The sequence below is a fragment of the Streptosporangium sp. CA-115845 genome (assembly GCF_050943795.1).
Classification (GTDB): domain Bacteria; phylum Actinomycetota; class Actinomycetes; order Streptosporangiales; family Streptosporangiaceae; genus Streptosporangium.
Window position 1 is genome coordinate 1,328,367 of sequence record NZ_CP191988.1, and the last position, 15,674, is coordinate 1,344,040.

16 protein-coding genes are annotated in these 15,674 nt (G+C 69.9%); 8 read left to right on the forward strand and 8 right to left on the reverse strand.

The annotated features are described in order from the left end of the window. The first annotated feature begins 42 nt into the window (after positions 1–42). The 5 genes from ACQP0P_RS08470 to ACQP0P_RS08490 all read left to right on the forward strand — a co-directional run bounded on the left by ACQP0P_RS08470 (position 43) and on the right by ACQP0P_RS08490 (position 3,275). Entirely contained in the window at positions 43–852 is an 810-nt protein-coding gene (locus ACQP0P_RS08470; RefSeq protein WP_433373175.1) for a GntR family transcriptional regulator, read from the forward strand. Positions 853–856: 4 nt separating this feature from the next. Next, a complete protein-coding gene (locus tag ACQP0P_RS08475; protein ID WP_433373178.1) occupies positions 857–1,600 on the forward strand; it encodes a PP2C family protein-serine/threonine phosphatase in 744 nt (247 codons plus the stop codon). A 124-nt stretch (positions 1,601–1,724) separates the two neighbouring features. Next, positions 1,725–2,018, forward strand: coding sequence for a hypothetical protein (locus tag ACQP0P_RS08480; RefSeq protein WP_433373181.1), 294 nt, complete (start codon positions 1,725–1,727; stop codon positions 2,016–2,018). A gap of 529 nt (positions 2,019–2,547) precedes the next feature. Further along, positions 2,548–2,868: a type II toxin-antitoxin system Phd/YefM family antitoxin gene (locus ACQP0P_RS08485; RefSeq protein WP_433373183.1), complete on the forward strand. Its 321-nt coding sequence runs from the start codon at positions 2,548–2,550 to the stop codon at positions 2,866–2,868. Then, positions 2,865–3,275: a type II toxin-antitoxin system VapC family toxin gene (locus tag ACQP0P_RS08490; RefSeq protein ID WP_433373185.1), complete on the forward strand. Its 411-nt coding sequence runs from the start codon at positions 2,865–2,867 to the stop codon at positions 3,273–3,275. Before ACQP0P_RS08485 ends, ACQP0P_RS08490 begins: the two co-directional genes overlap by 4 nt. 84 nt (positions 3,276–3,359) lie before the next feature. Here ACQP0P_RS08490 and ACQP0P_RS08495 read toward each other — a convergent pair whose 3' ends face one another. From ACQP0P_RS08495 to ACQP0P_RS08505, 3 genes are read right to left on the reverse strand one after another with little or no spacing between them, the layout of a single operon-like run. Beyond that, entirely contained in the window at positions 3,360–4,124 is a 765-nt protein-coding gene (locus ACQP0P_RS08495; RefSeq protein ID WP_433373188.1) for an ABC transporter permease, read from the reverse strand. Continuing rightward, positions 4,121–5,677, reverse strand: a complete 1,557-nt coding sequence (locus ACQP0P_RS08500; protein ID WP_433373191.1) for a hypothetical protein — start codon at positions 5,675–5,677, stop codon at positions 4,121–4,123. Before ACQP0P_RS08500 ends, ACQP0P_RS08495 begins: the two co-directional genes overlap by 4 nt. Then, on the reverse strand, positions 5,674–6,591 hold the full coding sequence (locus ACQP0P_RS08505; RefSeq protein WP_433373194.1) for an ABC transporter ATP-binding protein: 918 nt from the start codon (positions 6,589–6,591) through the stop codon (positions 5,674–5,676). The genes ACQP0P_RS08500 and ACQP0P_RS08505 overlap by 4 nt, the downstream gene beginning before the upstream one ends. A gap of 109 nt (positions 6,592–6,700) precedes the next feature. On the opposite strand from ACQP0P_RS08505, the gene ACQP0P_RS08510 reads away from it, so the two are divergent. After that, on the forward strand, positions 6,701–7,891 hold the full coding sequence (locus ACQP0P_RS08510) for a HAMP domain-containing sensor histidine kinase (RefSeq protein WP_433373197.1): 1,191 nt from the start codon (positions 6,701–6,703) through the stop codon (positions 7,889–7,891). Continuing rightward, positions 7,888–8,568, forward strand: coding sequence for a response regulator transcription factor (locus tag ACQP0P_RS08515; protein WP_433373200.1), 681 nt, complete (start codon positions 7,888–7,890; stop codon positions 8,566–8,568). Before ACQP0P_RS08510 ends, ACQP0P_RS08515 begins: the two co-directional genes overlap by 4 nt. Here the strand turns inward: ACQP0P_RS08515 and ACQP0P_RS08520 are convergent. The 5 genes from ACQP0P_RS08520 to ACQP0P_RS08540 all read right to left on the reverse strand — a co-directional run bounded on the left by ACQP0P_RS08520 (position 8,529) and on the right by ACQP0P_RS08540 (position 14,365). Further along, positions 8,529–8,777, reverse strand: coding sequence for a hypothetical protein (locus ACQP0P_RS08520; RefSeq protein ID WP_433373203.1), 249 nt, complete (start codon positions 8,775–8,777; stop codon positions 8,529–8,531). The two genes, ACQP0P_RS08515 and ACQP0P_RS08520, sit on opposite strands and share 40 nt — an antisense overlap. Positions 8,778–8,912: 135 nt before the next feature. Then, complete coding sequence (locus ACQP0P_RS08525) at positions 8,913–10,745, reverse strand: glycoside hydrolase family 15 protein (RefSeq protein ID WP_433373206.1); 1,833 nt, start codon at positions 10,743–10,745, stop codon at positions 8,913–8,915. Beyond that, a complete protein-coding gene (locus ACQP0P_RS08530; protein WP_433373209.1) occupies positions 10,742–11,287 on the reverse strand; it encodes a hypothetical protein in 546 nt (181 codons plus the stop codon). The genes ACQP0P_RS08525 and ACQP0P_RS08530 overlap by 4 nt, the downstream gene beginning before the upstream one ends. Positions 11,288–11,297: 10 nt before the next feature. Then, positions 11,298–12,650: a molybdopterin-dependent oxidoreductase gene (locus tag ACQP0P_RS08535; RefSeq protein ID WP_433373211.1), complete on the reverse strand. Its 1,353-nt coding sequence runs from the start codon at positions 12,648–12,650 to the stop codon at positions 11,298–11,300. A gap of 155 nt (positions 12,651–12,805) precedes the next feature. Continuing rightward, the gene (locus tag ACQP0P_RS08540) at positions 12,806–14,365 is read right to left on the reverse strand and encodes a glycosyltransferase family 39 protein (RefSeq protein WP_433373214.1); all 1,560 of its coding nucleotides are present in this window, start codon (positions 14,363–14,365) and stop codon (positions 12,806–12,808) included. A gap of 197 nt (positions 14,366–14,562) precedes the next feature. Here ACQP0P_RS08540 and ACQP0P_RS08545 point away from each other — a divergent pair, with 197 nt between their 5' ends. Continuing rightward, a complete protein-coding gene (locus ACQP0P_RS08545) occupies positions 14,563–15,567 on the forward strand; it encodes an NAD-dependent epimerase/dehydratase family protein (protein WP_433373217.1) in 1,005 nt (334 codons plus the stop codon). The last annotated feature ends 107 nt before the right edge of the window (positions 15,568–15,674 follow it).

Sequence of the window (15,674 nt, forward strand, 5' to 3'; positions counted from 1 at the left end):
AATTATCCCAGGACAATTTTCGGTGGAAGGGAGAGTTGTGTGATGGCCGTGCACTCGCGTTACCTTGACCTCGCCGCTCAGATCCGGACACGGATCGAGGCCGGCGAGTGGGAGCCCGGAGCCAAGCTCCCGCGCCTGGACGACTTCGCATCGCAGTACGGCGCGAACCGGGACACGATCGGCCGAGCGATCGGAGTACTGGAATCAGAGGGCTTCGTCTGGGCTGTGCAGGGGCGGGGGATCATCGTCCGGTACGGCATGATGCGCCTGCGCAGGCCACGCGGGAACCTGGTGAAGCGGAACGTGGCCACCGACAGTCCCGGCTACTCCTTCCCGTCGGCCTCCGGCCAGGAAGTCTGGAAGCATCATGTCCCGCCGACCACGTCCGTCGAGCCTCTGGCCGACCCACGGATCGCGAAACTGCTGGGCGTTCCGGCCGGCAGCCCGGTGATGCGTCGATTCCGGGTCACCGGACCCGAGTCAGAACCTCCGTTTCAAATCAACGTCTCGTGGATCCACCCGCGTGGCGTCGCGGATGCCCCCGAGGTCGATGCCCAGGCTCCCGGACCAGGTGACTGGCTGTACCGGCTGGAGAGGGCCGGCCACTGGCCCATCAGTTGGATGGAGATCCACAGGGCACGGATGCCGACCAAAGACGAGGCCGGTCTGCTGGAGATCCCCGTCAGCCTGCCCGTGCTGGAGATCGTGCGCGTGGGCACCTCGGGAAGCGATGGCCAGCCGATAGAGGTGACGGAGTACATCGTGGCCAGCGACCGCGTCGAAACCGTGCACGTTCTCCATCGCGACGAATCCGCACAAGCCCCATGGCCTGACACCGAGACGGGCGAGTGAACGAATGTCCCTCACCGTTGAAGCCGCCGCCCGTACCCACATCGGACTCGTGCGCCGACGCAACGAAGACGCCGTCTACTCAGGTCGCTCCCTGTTCGCCGTCGCCGACGGTCTTGGCGGTCACATCGCCGGCGACCTTGCCAGTACCACTGTGATCGAAGCCTTGCGACCTCACGACCGCCAGGTCGACCCTGCTGACCTGCCCTCCGTCCTGGGGCGAGCGGTCTACGAGGCCAGCCAGGCCCTGCATCGCAGGACCGAAGCCGAACCCGAACTGGCAGGAATGGCCACCACGCTGGTGGCGATGCTGTGTTCTGGGACGATGGCGGTCGTGGCGAACGTGGGCGACTCCCGCGCCTACCTGCTGCGTGACACTGCCCCCAACGCCGGTGGGGTCTCGGAGATTGTCCAGATCACCGAGGATCACACTTACGGGAATCTGGTGGCCGATGCCGACAGCGTGCCGAACCTGCCCGGACGAATCTCCCGCTTCCTCGATGGTCGGGCTGATGGTCGTTCCCCCGACCTCACCGTCCGGGAACTCCACTCTGGTGACCGGTTCCTGCTGTGCTCGGACGGGCTGAGCTCGGCCGTCCCCGGTGTGCTCATCCGAGATGCCCTGCGTTCGTCGAAGAATCCGGAAGAAGCAGCCGATCGCCTCATCACGTTGGCCATCGACCACGGCGGCCCCGACAATATCACCGTGATCGTCATCGACGTGGCGGATATCCGCGACAGCGATTTCTGACTCAACGCACGCTGGAACGCCTCGTCTGCCAGGGTCTGATCGGCGGGGCGAGTATTTCCCCGTCCGCGAGATCCGTGCGAGCGGTCTGGCCTCTGTGTGGATCACTTATAGCTCCGCGAGCTGCGTGTGGAGATCGCGGCACTGCCGTGACACCAAGGTCAAGCCGGATCACGCCGAGCAGTTCGACCAGTTGCTCGGCAAGGCCGTTCGGGTTCGCGTCATGGATTTCGACCACGCGAGCCGGGACGCGTGTGTCGCGGCCAACGAGGCGATGCTGGGCTCGGTCGACGAGCTCGTGGCGGTGTGGGACGGTGAGCCGTCTGTGGACACGGGTGGGACGGCGGGCGTGGTGACGGAAGCCGGGCGGCGCGGTGTGCGGGTGACCGTGATCTGGCCGGAGGGGGCCACCAGAGGGTGAAAGGTGTCCCCCTCTGTGTCAGGCTCAAGTGCTGGACGATGCCGGACGTGATAGATACACGCGGGTTGTTGCTTTTCGTGGCTCCTTAATGATCTAGGAACCCTCGGCATGCCCGCGACACGCCACCTGTTCCGAACCGAAATTCACCAGCAATCAGACATTTTCCCCTGCCTGTCGGACGCTTCTCTCCTGAAAAAGACTAAAATCCCAGCTCAAGAACTCCAGCACCGGCCCTCCGGGGTCGGTGAGGATCGCAACGGTGTTGGCCGGGCCGCGTAGTAGGCGGAGTAAGGCGAAGTCCGCTTGTTCGTACCTCTGACGCTTGATGAGTTTGATCTTGGCGTCTCCCAGAGGGTCCTTCCCTGGGGCAGAGTGAGCCTGGCGACGACGGCCGGCAGGTCCTCTCACGGCTGCCGATCTCCAGGACAGGGCCACTGTGCCAAGAGTCGATGTAGACGTAGCGGATCGCGGGCGACACTCGGGTGCTACCCGGTGGCACTAAGTGGCACACGGAGTTAGAGTTAAATAGGTGAGCATTCCTGAGCCCGACCACTCCCACCAGATCTCCCAGCGCGATCTGCGCAACCGGTCAGCGGAGATCATGGATGGACTGGAACGCGGAGAGCGGTACGCCGTCACACGCAACGGCCATCACATCGGCGATCTGGTTCCCATCCGTCGTCGGCGCCGGGCCGTCTCGCGGGCCGAGTTCGCCGCCGTGTCCCGCGGCATGCCGCTACTGAACGACCGGAAGTACCGCCAGGACATGGACCAGCACGTCAACGATGGCCTCTACGACCCCTACGACCGCGCCTACAGTAGAGGCGAGTTCGCGGAGGATGGGGAATGACCCCCGTTCAAGGGTTGCTTGACACCAACATTCTCATCCTGCGTGCTGGAATCGACCCCGACGAGTTGCCGGACGAGATGATGATCAGTGCCATCACCACCGCGGAGCTGTCGGTCGGCGTACTGGCGGCCGGTGGAGCGCAGGAACTCGCCCAGCGGATGAGGATTCTGCAAACCGCCGAGGCTGAGTTCGACCCGCTGCCTTTCGATGACAACGCCGCTCGCGAGTACGGCCAGTTGTGGACCGCCGTCATCGCCTTCGGCCGCAAACCCCGCCCCCGGACAGCGGACCTGATGATCGCCTGCGTGGCGATCGCGAACCGGCTCCCCCTTTACACCTGCAACCCGAAGGACTTCAAAGGCCTGGACCACCTGCTCACCGTGGTTCCGGTCACCCGCCCCCGGTGAGGCGACTGGACGCTTACCGGGGGCAGCGGGACCATCTGGCGCTAAGCAGCCCCTAACAAAATGCTCGATGGGGACCTCTTGTCCTTATGCATCGCGTGCCCGCAGCAGCAGCCCGCCGCCCAGGAGCGCCGCGGTGGCCCATGCGGCCAGTACGCCCAGGCCGGCCCAGGGGCTAAGGGGCAGGCTGGACAGGTGGGTGGTTGCTTGGACGGCGAGCCCGGCGTTCATCGGTGAGATCTGCCACAGGAGCTTGGCGACGTCCGCGTCGGGGACCATGAGGATGATGGCCGGGAAGAGGTAGAGCAGGCCGAGGACGACGCCGATGGCGGTCGCGGAGTCCCGTACGGCGGTGGCGATGCCCAGGCTGAACAGGGCGATCAGCGCGAGGTAGAGGACCGAGCCGAGGGCGGCGCGCAGCATCGGCTCGCCGGTGAGGGCCGGCAGCTCGGGGGTGAAGCCGTTGTCGAGCAGGATGCGCCGCCCGGCCAGCACGGATGCGAGCACGGCGACGCTCCCCGCGGCCACCGTCAGCCCGGTGAGGATGACAGCCTTGGCGGCCAGGACGGTGATCCGTCCCGGCATCGCCGCCAAGGTGGTGTGGATCATGCCGGTGCTGAACTCGCCGCTGATCGCCAGTACGGCCAGGATGGCGACGACCGCCTGGCCTGCTTGGATCCCGAAGAGGCTGATCCTGCCGGGATCGTAGCCGCAGTCGGCCGAGGTGCAGGACACGACGGCGGCTGCCGCGGCGCTGACGGCGACGGTCAGCATGACGAGGGTGAGCAGAAGCCGGCTGGTGCCTGGCAGCGTGCGGAGTTTCGTCCATTCCGCGTGCAGGTGCTGTGTCATGCGTCCCTCCGGCGTAGCCGGACGACGGCCAGGCCGAGGGCGAGCGCGGCGTAGCCGGCCAGCACGGCGAAGCCGGCCCACGGCGCCAGCGGGTAGAAGCCGGCGATCGGCGCGTAGTGACCGAGCACGTGGGCGTACTCGGGGATGCTCTGCTGGATCGCGAAGCCGGCGGCCGGGGTGATGCGTAGCAGCCAACGCGCCGCGGTGTCGGGCAGGACGGAGGTGGTCGCGAGGACGTGTGGGACCACGATCAGCACGATGGCGGTGATGACGGCTCCGACGCTGCGCCGGAAAAGGGCGCCGAGGGCGAGGGCGAGTACGGCGGCGACGGCAAGCAGCGCCGCCGTGCCGACGACGACACGCACCTCGGTGAGCCGGGACACCGGAAGGATGTGGTTGCCGTTGGCGCGCAGGAGCTGGGTACCGAACGTCAGCGTGATCGCGGTGGCGGCGAGTCCGGCGACGAAGGTGACCGTGCCGATCGTGAAGGCCTTGGCCGCCAGCATCCGGCCGCGGCGCGGGATGGCGAGCAGAGTGGTGCGGATGAGCCCGCGCCGGTATTCGGCGGTGACGAACATCACCGCCACCACGATCACCACGATCAGCCCGGTCAGCACGCCCGTGAGGGTGCGCTCGACGGTCTGACCTTCGACGGACGGCGCGATGTCGCCGACTCCGGTGACGCTGAACGTGCCGCCGGATTCGCCGGCGCGGCCCGGATGGTGGGACGACCCGTCGGGTGCTTTCGTGACGCCTATGTCGTCGTTGCGCCAGGCGTCGCCAGACGTCTCGCCCTCCAGGTCGACCCGGTCGAAGACGGCGGTGGCCTCGGTGAAGCGCGCTGCCGAGATGGACCCGCCGAGATCTCCCTGTGTCACCGTCAGATCGCCGGGGGAGGTGGCGAAGAGCCCGATCTCGACCGTGGCCGGCAGCCCGGACAGGCGGGCGGTGCCGACCTCGGCCCAGTCGGTGCCGTCGGTGGACTCGTACCCGGTGAGGGTGTCACCGGAGCGAGTCAGCCGCAGCCAGCGCGGGGAGTTCTTCGACACGCCGCCCGGACGGCCGGCCACATCGTGGGTGAAGTTGTGCTGCATCCGCACCCCGTGCGCACCGGTGATCATCAGCGCCGCGTAAGCCGAACCCTGCTTGGTGCTCTGTTTGACCATGACGCCGGCCTTCGCCCACGGCACGAGTCCGGGAACGACGTTCCGAACGCCGGGGGTGACGTCGGGCTTGCGGATCTGGCCGGTCATGGACGTCGCCCGGGCGGTGATGCTGCCGTTGCCGGCCAGCGTCCGGTGCACGAAGTAGAACTTGTCTTCCACGGCTTCGCCGCCCGGTCCCACGGGAACCGCGGGACAGACGACCTCGGTGGGACCGCTGGCACACGAGGCATGGCTGCCCGAGGCGGACGACAGGCCGAGCAGCACGATGACCAGCGCTCCCGCGGTCATGGCGATCACCCAGCCACGTACCGTCCTGAACTTGGTCCACTCGGCACGCAGCAGCCGGGCCGGGCCGCCAGGTCCTGAGTGGTTCACGGTGGCGGTCATCGCGTTGTCCCCCGGAATTCGACCGCGTCCCTGGTGAGGTCCAGGTACGCCTCCTCCAGCGTCGCGCGGTGGGCGGCCACTTCGGAGAACGGCACCGCGTTGGCGTTGAGCAGTGCGACGATGCGCTCGGCCGGCAACCCCGAGACGATGAGCGTGTCGTGTTCGATGACGGTCACGGTGGCACCGGCGGGTGCCAGCGCCGACATCGCGTGCTCCTGCGCCGTCGTGCGCAGCGTGACGCGGCCGTTGGGGGTGGCGGCGATCAGGTCGGCCACGCTGGTGTCGGTGATGACCCGGCCGCGGCCGACCACCACGAGATGGTCGGCGGCATCTTGCAGTTCGCTCATCAGGTGGCTGGAGACCAGCACGGCGCGTCCTTCGGCGGCCAGCGAGCGCAGGAAGCCGCGGATCCACACGATGCCCTCGGGGTCGAGCCCGTTGACCGGCTCGTCCAGCATGAGCACCGGTGGATCGCCGAGCAGCGCCGCGGCGATCCCGAGCCGCTGGCGCATGCCCAGCGAGAAGCCGCCCGCCTTGCGCCGGGCGGCCGAGGTCAGCCCGACCTGCTCGATTACCTCATCCACCCGCCTGGCACCCAGCCCTTGGGAGTGGGCCAGCCACAGCAGATGGTTGCGCGCGCTGCGGCTGGGCTGCAGCGCGGCGGCGTCCAGCAGCGCGCCGATGTGGCGCAGGGGGGTGCGCAGGCTCCTGTACGGCCGCCCGCCGATCAGTGCGCTGCCCTTCTCAACCGCGTCCAGGCCGAGGATCACCCGCATGGTGGTGGACTTTCCCGCGCCGTTGGGCCCGACGAACCCGGTGACCTGTCCCGGCTTCACGGTGAAGGACATGCCGTCCAGCGCCACGGTCGGCCCGAACCGTTTGCGCAGCCCGGTGACTTCGATGGTTGCTTGCATGCGTTCGGTTGTACGGAAAAGGCCCTAACACGGGCCGAACGGAGGCTGTCATATCGCTGTTAGGTCCGGCACGGCATCCTGGAGACCTGCATGGAACGGGAGGGGACCAATGAGGGTGCCGCGACGCCTGGCGCTGCCGACCCGTACCGTACGGTGGCGTTTCACCGTCATGTACGGAGGCGCGTTCCTCGTGTCCGCCGTCGGGCTGCTGGTCATCACCAACCTCATTGGCCTGAGCGGGACGCGGATCAGCGAGACCGTGCCCCTCGGCAACCCGCCGGGCCAGCCCACCCTCGCGGCCGCCCAGGACCTCATCGGCCGGCTCCAGGCCCAGCTGTCGGAGACGCAGACGGCCCAATCGCGTCGGCTTCTCATCGGCTCGGCGGTCGCGCTCGCCGTCATGGCCGTGCTCTCGGTCGTGCTGGGCCGCATCGTCGCGGGCCGGGTGCTGCGCCCATTGCGGACGATCACCGCGGCCACGCGGCGGATCTCCGCCGACAACCTGCACCAGCGGCTGGCCGTGCCGGGGCCCGCCGACGAGGTGAAGGACCTCGCCGACACCATCGACGGGCTGCTGGAACGGTTGGAGGGCTCCTTCGCCGCGCAGCGCCGGTTCGTCGCCAACGCCTCCCACGAGCTGCGCACCCCGCTGGCGACCATGCGGGCATCGCTGGACGTGGCCATCGCCAAGCCGGAGCCCGTACCGGCGCAGACGATCGCCCTCGCCGACCGGATCCGCACCGAACTGGACCAGGTCGACCGGCTTCTGGAAGGTTTCCTCATGCTCGCCCGCACCCAGCACGGCGCCCTGTCCGACCGCGCGACGATCTCGCTCGGCCGCGTGGTGTCCGCCGCCCTGGACGCCCGGGCGGCCGGCATCACGGACAAGAGCCTGACCGTCCACCACGGCGACGTCCACGACAGTGCCTGGACGCGGGGAAGCCGGACGCTCCTGTCCCGTATGGTCGACAACGTGATCGACAACGCGGTCGCCCACAACCACGACGGCGGCTGGATCCGGGTCGCCGCCACGGCCGACGGCGCGACGGCGCGGCTCGTCGTGGAGACGGGCGGGCGAGTTCTCGACCAGGAGCAGCTCGCGCGGCTGGCCCAGCCGTTCCAGCGGCTCGGCGCGGACCGGACCGGCTCCGGCAACGGCTCCGGGCTCGGACTGTCGATCGTCGCCGCCGTCGCCACAGCCCACGGTGGCAGCCTGGATCTGCGTACCCGGCCCGAGGGCGGCCTTCAGGTCGCCATCTCCCTGCCTCTGGCGGCCGTGCAGGCAGGTGTCCCGGCGTGAGGGTGCTGGTGGTCGAGGACGCGCGCTCCCTGGCGGCAGTCCTGGCCGAGGGGCTACGCGACCAGGGCATGGCCGTGGACGTGGCGCATGACGGCCTGGAGGCTGCGGCCAAACTCGACCTCAACGCCTACGACGTGGTCGTCCTTGATCGCGATCTGCCGGGAATCCACGGCGACACACTCTGCCAGATGATCACTGAACGCGATGACCGCGTCATGGTCTTGATGCTGACCGCGGCCGGCTCGCCCGGCGACCGGGTCAGCGGCCTGACCCTGGGGGCCGACGACTACCTCGCCAAGCCCTTCCACTTCCCCGAACTGGTCGTACGCATCCGCTCCCTGACCCGCCGCCAACCCTTCGCCCGCGCCCGCACCCTGCGCGCCGCGGGCATCGAGCTCGACCCCCTGCGCCGCACAGCGACCCGCGACGGTCGTCAACTCGACCTGTCGGTCAAGGAATTCGCCCTCCTCGAAGCCCTCCTACGCGCCGCCCCCGCCTTCCTCAGCGCCGAGGATCTGCTCGAACAGGTTTGGGACGAACACGCCGACCCGTTCACCAACACCGTCACCGTCACCATCGGCCGCCTACGCCGCAAACTCGGCAGCCCTCCGGTCATCACCACCACACCCGGCGTCGGCTACCGCATCACCGGCGACTTCCACGGAATCGCGATGTAGAGCATGAACGAGATCCAGCACAACGCTTTATGGTCGTCGATCCGCTTGCGTCCGGGGTTGCGGTAGCGGCTTTCGATCGTCGGAAGCAACGGCTCGATCCGTTGCCAGAGCCCATCGAGGAGGGCGCGGGCCTGGCCGTAGGACAGCCGCCCGCTTCGATCGCCGGGCGGTTCGGCATCGAGGTGACCACCGTCGTCAACCTCGCTCATAAGGCGGGCGCAGGCCCAAGGGCTTGAAGCCCAACCGCACCAAGAGGTTCAACGGTTGAACATCGCCGTGCCGGCACTGTCCCTCCGGGGTCGGTGAGGATCGCAGCACGTGAGAGCGTGAACCAGCTTGGCGCCTCAGCGGGCGGAGCCGGTGGGGGTGCCCTGTGTCGCGTCGCGGATGGCTCGGGCGGCGTTGATCAGGCCGATGTGGCTGAAGGCCTGCGGGAAGTTCCCGATGGGCTCTCCGGTGACGGAGTCGACCTCCTCGGCCAGTAGGCCCACGTCGTTGGCGTAGGAGGCCGCGGTCTGGAACACCCGCTTGGCGAGGGCGCCCTCGCCGGTGAGGGCCAGGGCGTGGGCGAGCCAGAAGGTGCACAGCAGGAACGTGCCCTCCCGGCCTGGGAGCCCGTCGGCGGCGTTGTAGCGGTGTACCAGGCCCCTGGCGTCGGTCAGGCGCACGGCGATGGCGTCCACGGTGGCCCGCACGCGGGGGTCGTCGCCGGACAGGAACCCGACCAGGGGCATCATCAGCGCGGAGGCGTCCAGCTCGGCGCCGGCGAACGTCTGGGTGAAGGCGCCCACTCGCTGGTTCCAGCCATGGGTCAGGATCGCGGCGCGGATCTGCTCGCGGGTACGTGTCCAGTCGGCGACGCGGCCGGTGGCCCCCAGCAGTGGGGCGAGGGCGATGGCCCGGTCCATGCCCACCCAGCACATGAGCTTGGAGTGCAGGAAGTGCCGGCTGGGGCCCCGTATCTCCCAGAGGCTCTGGTCCGGTTCCTGCCAGCGGCGGGCGGTCGTCTCGGCCACTCCGACCAGGAAGGAGCGGATGAGTGGGGCGAGGTGGCCTGCGTCGCGGTAGATCTGGTGGGCCGCGTCGAGTAACTCCCCGTAGACGTCGGTCTGGCGTTGCCGCCATGCGTCGTTGCCGACGCGCACGGGGGCGCTGCCCCGCCAGCCGGTCAGGTGCGGCAGCGGCCGTTCACTCAGGTCACGCTCGCCGCCTATGCCGTACATGATCTGCAGGTCCATGCCGAGGTCGAGCCGGGTGGCCGAGGCGCGGGCGAGGAAGGCGAAGAACGCGGTCTCCTCCATCTCGCACGCGGCCGTGGCGAGGGCCTGCAGGGTGAAACTGGTGTCGCGGATCCAGGTGTAGCGGTAGTCCCAGTTCCGCTCTCCACCGATGTTCTCGGGCAGCGAGGTGGTGGCCGCGGCGACGATGGCTCCGGTGGGGGCGAAGGTCAGCGCCCGCAGCACCCGCCCGCTCTGGCCGACCTGATCCTGCCATGGACCTTCGTAGCGCGCGTGCAACCGGGACCAGGAACGCCAGCCCGCGACGGTGTCCTTGAGGCGGCGGTGGACGTGCCGCGGCGGCCGGCGCGGGGGTTCGGGGCCCCAGGCCCAGCCGGCCTGCAGCGCCAGGCCGAGGCGTTCTCCGGCTCGCAGGGTGACCGTGGTGTCCGCGATCGAACCGCTCACCCGCAGTTCGAGGGGGGTCGACAGGGTGAGGACCAGGGCGCCGCCGTGCGCCACCAGGCCGCCGCGGATCGGTTGCATCAGCGGCTGGACGAGCCCGAACTCGGGCCGCGGCGCGTACGCCACCTCCACGGGCACGCGTCCTTCGACGCAGGTCACCTCGCGCAGCAGGATCCCGGGCGAGGACGCGCCCATCGAGTGACCTCGTTCCCTGTTGCCCAGGGCCAGCGCGTCGAGGAGCACCACGGTTCCGTCCGCACTGCGGAAGGTGGTCTCCAGCACCAGGGTGTCGTTCAGGTATCTACGGGTGACCTCCGCGGGCCGGGTGGGGCGGATGGACCAGTATCCGGCATCCTCGTCGAGCAGCCGGGCGAAGATCGACGGGCTGTCGAAGCGCGGCATGCAGAGCCAGTCCACCGAGCCGTCGGAGGTGACCAGGGCCGCGGATCGGCAGTCCCCCAGCAGGGCGTGGTCGCTGATCGGCCGCGTGCTCAAGGAGGCATCCCGGGTCGCGGCGGCCGGAGGCGGGTTCGCGATCCGGAGGAGGACCTGTCCCGGCGCAGTCGAATCGCGTAGGCGAGTGCCGATCCGGCGAAGAGCACGCCGGTCACCAGCAGCCATCGGCCCAGGTACGGGCTGGTGTCCAGCCCCGATGCCTTCCGGTAGTTGTGCTCGGCGAACCGGAGGATGAGGGGAAACCAGACGAGTAGCAGCAGTCCGGACAGCGCGGCCGGTACACGCAGGTAGTTGACCAACGGTGGCCACTGGACGGGGCCGGACGGCGGCCTGCGGCGATGCCACGGCCGGCGCTGCACGACGATGTCGGCGAGGGAGTAGAGCGGGTACAGCAGGAGGTCGTGGATGATCGCGGCACCGACGAACCACACCAGGAAACCGGCCAGGATGCCGGCGGCGACGACGCGGCCGGCGGCGTACCCGGCCAGCGCGAAGCAGGCGATCAGCGCCAGCAGGTGCAGCGGGTCGGCCCCGTAATGGGTCGAGACCCACCGGTACACGCCACGGCTTCTGGAAGGCATGGCCCGTCCCCTACGCCGCCGGGTGGAAGCTGAGCTTGCGGACCCACTTGGTGTTGTGCACGCCGGGGATGTTCGGGCCGATGACCCTGGCGGGAAAACCGTGATCGAGGGAGAGATCGGCGCCGTTGACCCGCAACGCCAGCAGGGAACGGGGGTCGGCCACCTGCCGGGCGCTCAGCGACGCCTGGCCGAAGGCGCCCCCGCGTTCGAGGGACTCGACGAACACCTCCACCGTGCCGGGCGGCATCCCCGCCAGCCGGGCCAGATCGGCCAGCCGTACGCCGGTCCAGGTCTGCTCGGTCGACCACCCCTCCACGCACGCGATCGGCAGCGCGTAGGTGTGCTGCGGCATCGCCAGCAGTTGCGCGCGGTCCAGGCGGACCGGGTGCGCTCCGGCCAGTTCCAGCCGCCAGCGCGGGCCGGTGCCGGCCGGGTCGATGTCCGCGGCGGCCGCGGTCCTGTTCACCTGGAAATCGTTGGGGCCCGGGCCGTGAACCCGTCCGCGCGGGGCCAGCAGCGCGGTGCGGCGCATCGGCCCGTCCATGGTCTGGCCGACCGACAGGCCGAACATCGTCAGCGAGGCGCCACCGACGAAGGCGAGCGCGCCCCGCCGCGAGATGGTGGGTGCCGCCGGGCGCACGGGGACCAGGCCATCGGGATCGGGCGGTTCCGGCCGGGTGTCCCGCAGGCCGGTACGCAGCTCGCGGCGGATGCTCCGCGACCGCAGCGACCGGATCATCTTCGGCAGCTTGAAGGCGACGTGCACGACGAACGCCGCGAGGAAGATCCACGCGCCGTACAGGTGCGCCGGGTAGAAGGAGAACGGGAAGACGTAGAAGACCTGGATGTTCAAGATGCCGGTGACGAATTCGAACACCGCGCCGCCGACCAGGAGCAGCAGGCTGGCCCGCTCCACCGCCTCGGCGAGGGAGCGGGCAGGCGGCCAGACGAACAGTTTGGGGATGACCGACCACAGCTTGGCCAGCAGCACCGGTACCAGCGTCAGCCCGAGGATGACGTGAGTTCCCTGGGTGAACCGGTAGAGCCAGGACGGGTGCGTCGGCCAGTCGAAGAGGTAGAAGCCGAGCAGCCCTCGCTCGGGAGTCGTGTCGTTGACCGGCAGCCGTGGGTTGTAGGCGGCGTAGGAGACCAGTCCGGTGATCGCGACGATCGTGATCCCGACCAGCAGGACGAGGCCGAGCACCGACGTCAGCCACGGGCCGCGCAGCGGGCTGCGCCAGAACTCCGGCCGGAACGGGCCGGGCGGTGGGTGTGCTGCCAGCCACGCGGCGACGCCCGTTCTCGGGCTCGTGGTGGGCTCGCGGTCGTTCTGAGCGCCTCCCGGCGGTGGCCGATCCGACACCGATCACCCCCGAATCCACGACCCCGCAGCGAGACAGGTGTTTCGACCTTGGGGCGCCTAATATCGGAAATGCACCTTTCGAGCATTGTAGCGTACCGCTGTCGAATGATCACGGAGAGCGGTCGAATGTCCGGGGCTCGCGCGGGCGACGGCGGTCAGCCGAGCCGGCGTGCGGCCTCCGCGCAGGATCCTCGCCCCAGGGGCAGCCACAGGGTCATGGGCCGCAACGGCGACCCGCCGATCGGACCGAAGGCTCCGTCCGGAACGTCCGCCATCAGCCTCTCGGGACAGGGGCGGTAGTACCGTGTCAGGTCGGGGGGAAATCCATCGAGGTCGGCGGGGTGCTCGACCACGATGGCGGCGAATCGCCGTCCGGCCACCGCGCGGGCGATGCTGCGCTCCAGTTCTCCTCGGGCGGCGCGGTCGGTACCCCGCAGAACGTCGTGCACGGCCGCTCGGTGGGCCACGGGCGGCAGCCCCGCGGCCATGATCAGGCCCGGATCGGAGAAGACCGCCACCGGCCCGTCGAAACCCGCTGCCCACGCGCGGAGCCGATCACCGACGCGGCGTTCGGCGGCGCTCGGAACCGCCTGGCCCACGGCGAAGGTGGTCGTCGCGAGGACGGCGATCTGCAGCAGGACCAGCGCCCCGGCCACCGCCCCGCCCGCCCTCGGACCGCCCATCCCGATCCCGGCGAGCAACGCCACCGCCGCGTAGACAGGGAGCATGTTGTTCACCGCGCCGCCGGTGTGCAGCAGCCCGGCGTACCCCTCCACGGCGAGCGCGAGACAGCCCATGGCGAGAACCGGCGGGGTCCGCCGTAGCGCGAGCAGGGCGGCCCCGAGCGCGATGCCGAGGGTGGGAAGCAGGTACCACGTCCAGAATCCCGTCACCGCGGAGTGCTCAAGGGGGTGCTGGGCCAGCAGCTCGCCGACATAGAACACGTACCAGCCGTGGCTGGTCACCTCCCACAGGAGGGTGGTCAGCCCGGCCACTGCCGCGAAGGTCACCGCCAGCACCCCGCCCAAGCGGCGCCGGGGGCCGAACAGCAGCGCCGCCGTGATCGCCGCCGCCTCGGCGAGCGCGCTCTGTTTGGTGAGGAAGGCCGCGGCGAGCAGCAGTCCGGCGGCCATCGCGCCGCGTGGCCGGCGCATCCACCGGGCGGCGTACAGCCCGGCGAGGCTGAAGGCGAGGAACAGCGAGTCCACCCGGGCAAAGTCGAACCAGGTCCCGGCGGCGAAGTAGGTCGCGGCGTACAGTCCCGCCGCGGCGACCCCGGCGGCCAGGTCTCCGGTCTCGCGCTGGACCAGCCGGGCCAGCAGGACGAAGCAGCCGAGGGCGGCGAGGAGCGAGACCAGCCGGAGCGGGAGATAGGAGACCCCCAGCACGCGGGCCAGGCCCGCCGAGGCGGCGAAATACAGCGGGGGGTAGGCATCGGGCACGTAGTCGACCGTCGGAGCGGCGTACAGCGGCCGGCCGCCGAGCAGCCGGTCCACCTCGACCAGGGAGTTGCCTTCCAGCCACTCCAGAGCGTACGGGTGGCCCACCCGGCTCACGGCGGTACCCAGGTATACGGCGATCGCGACGAGTCCCGCCGCGGCGGCGAGGAGGATCGGAACCCGCGCGGCGCCACCCCCGAGACCGGAGGGCAGACGGGGTGTCCAGCGCGGAAGGCGGAGGCGGGGAGCCGGCGGGCCGAAGGTCCCAGCACTCACGGCGGGGCTTCGGCGTCGTCCCGGCAAGCTGGGAACACATCCACGGCCACACCGTCACGCTAACGGCGAAGCCCCGCGAAGGCTCTCTGCCACGCCGACGTGGCGCACGTCCGCGCCCGCTCCGTTCCGCAAAGGCCGTCAGGGCGGCCCTCCCGGCCTCCTGGGCCGATGAGGAACGTCGCACTAACGTTGATCTGGTGAAAGTGCTGGTCACCGGCATGGCCGGGTTCATCGGAAGTCATGTGGCCGAGGCGCTGGAGGCGGCCGGCCACGAGGTCTCCGGCCTCGACCGCCGGCCCGCGGGCGGCTGCCAGGCCGGTGACGTGCGCGACGCGGAGCCGCTCACCCGGTCGCTGCGCGGGGTGGACGCGGTGGTCCACCAGGCCGCGAAGGTGGGTCTCGGGGCCGGCGTCTCCGACCTGCCGGACTACGCGTCGGTCAATGTGTACGGCACCGCCGTACTGCTGGCCGCCATGGCGGAGCACGATGTGCGGCGCCTGGTCCTGGCCTCGTCGATGGTCGTGTACGGCGAGGGCGCCTACGACTGCCCCGCGCACGGCCGGGTCCGGCCGGGTCCCCGCGCCCGGGAGGATCTCGCCCGTGGCGTGTTCGAACCCCGCTGCCCGCGGTGCGGTGCGGAGCTGACCCCCGCCGCGATCGACGAGGACGCGCCCGCCGATCCCCGCAACGCCTACGCCACCACCAAGCTCGCGCAGGAGCACCTGGCCGCCAACTGGGCACGAGAGACCGGCGGCACCGCGGTCGCGCTGCGCTACCACAACGTCTACGGATCGAGAATGCCCAGGGACACCCCCTACTCCGGGGTGGCGGCCGTTTTCAGGTCCGCCCTGGAAGCGGGCAGGACACCCCGGGTGTTCGAGGACGGCCGCCAGCGGCGTGACTTCGTCCACGTCCGGGACGTCGCCCGCGCCAACCTCGCGGCCCTCGAAACGGACACCTGTCCGGGATCGCTGACGGTCTGCAACGTGGCGAGCGGCGAACCGCACACGATCGGGGAGATGGCCGCCGCGCTCGCGGCCGAGTACGGCGGTCCCGAGCCGGTCACCACCGGTGAGTACCGCCTCGGCGACGTGCGGCACATCGTCGCGACCTCCGATCGCGCCGCGCGTGACCTCGGATTCCGCGCGGAGATCGGGTTCGCCGAGGGAATGCGTGACCTCGCCGTGGCACCACTCGGATGAGGCGATTCCCTTCGGGGCTTCCGAATCTTCTCACCACAGGCTCGAACCGGTCATTTCTCGGCAGGACATCACCAGCCCACAAGGGGTGAGCACGACCCGCGGCCCTA

What these genes read in the sequence shown, in the direction of transcription:
- ACQP0P_RS08470 (WP_433373175.1), top strand. Translation starts at nt 43, where the DNA reads ATGGCCGTGCACTCGCGTTACCTTGACCTCGCCGCTCAGATCCGGACA.
- ACQP0P_RS08475 (WP_433373178.1), top strand. Translation starts at nt 857, where the DNA reads ATGTCCCTCACCGTTGAAGCCGCCGCCCGTACCCACATCGGACTCGTG.
- ACQP0P_RS08490 (WP_433373185.1), top strand. Translation starts at nt 2,865, where the DNA reads ATGACCCCCGTTCAAGGGTTGCTTGACACCAACATTCTCATCCTGCGT.
- ACQP0P_RS08495 (WP_433373188.1), bottom strand. Translation starts at nt 4,124, where the DNA reads ATGACACAGCACCTGCACGCGGAATGGACGAAACTCCGCACGCTGCCA.
- ACQP0P_RS08500 (WP_433373191.1), bottom strand. Translation starts at nt 5,677, where the DNA reads ATGACCGCCACCGTGAACCACTCAGGACCTGGCGGCCCGGCCCGGCTG.
- ACQP0P_RS08505 (WP_433373194.1), bottom strand. Translation starts at nt 6,591, where the DNA reads ATGCAAGCAACCATCGAAGTCACCGGGCTGCGCAAACGGTTCGGGCCG.
- ACQP0P_RS08510 (WP_433373197.1), top strand. Translation starts at nt 6,701, where the DNA reads ATGAGGGTGCCGCGACGCCTGGCGCTGCCGACCCGTACCGTACGGTGG.
- ACQP0P_RS08520 (WP_433373203.1), bottom strand. Translation starts at nt 8,777, where the DNA reads ATGAGCGAGGTTGACGACGGTGGTCACCTCGATGCCGAACCGCCCGGC.
- ACQP0P_RS08530 (WP_433373209.1), bottom strand. Translation starts at nt 11,287, where the DNA reads ATGCCTTCCAGAAGCCGTGGCGTGTACCGGTGGGTCTCGACCCATTAC.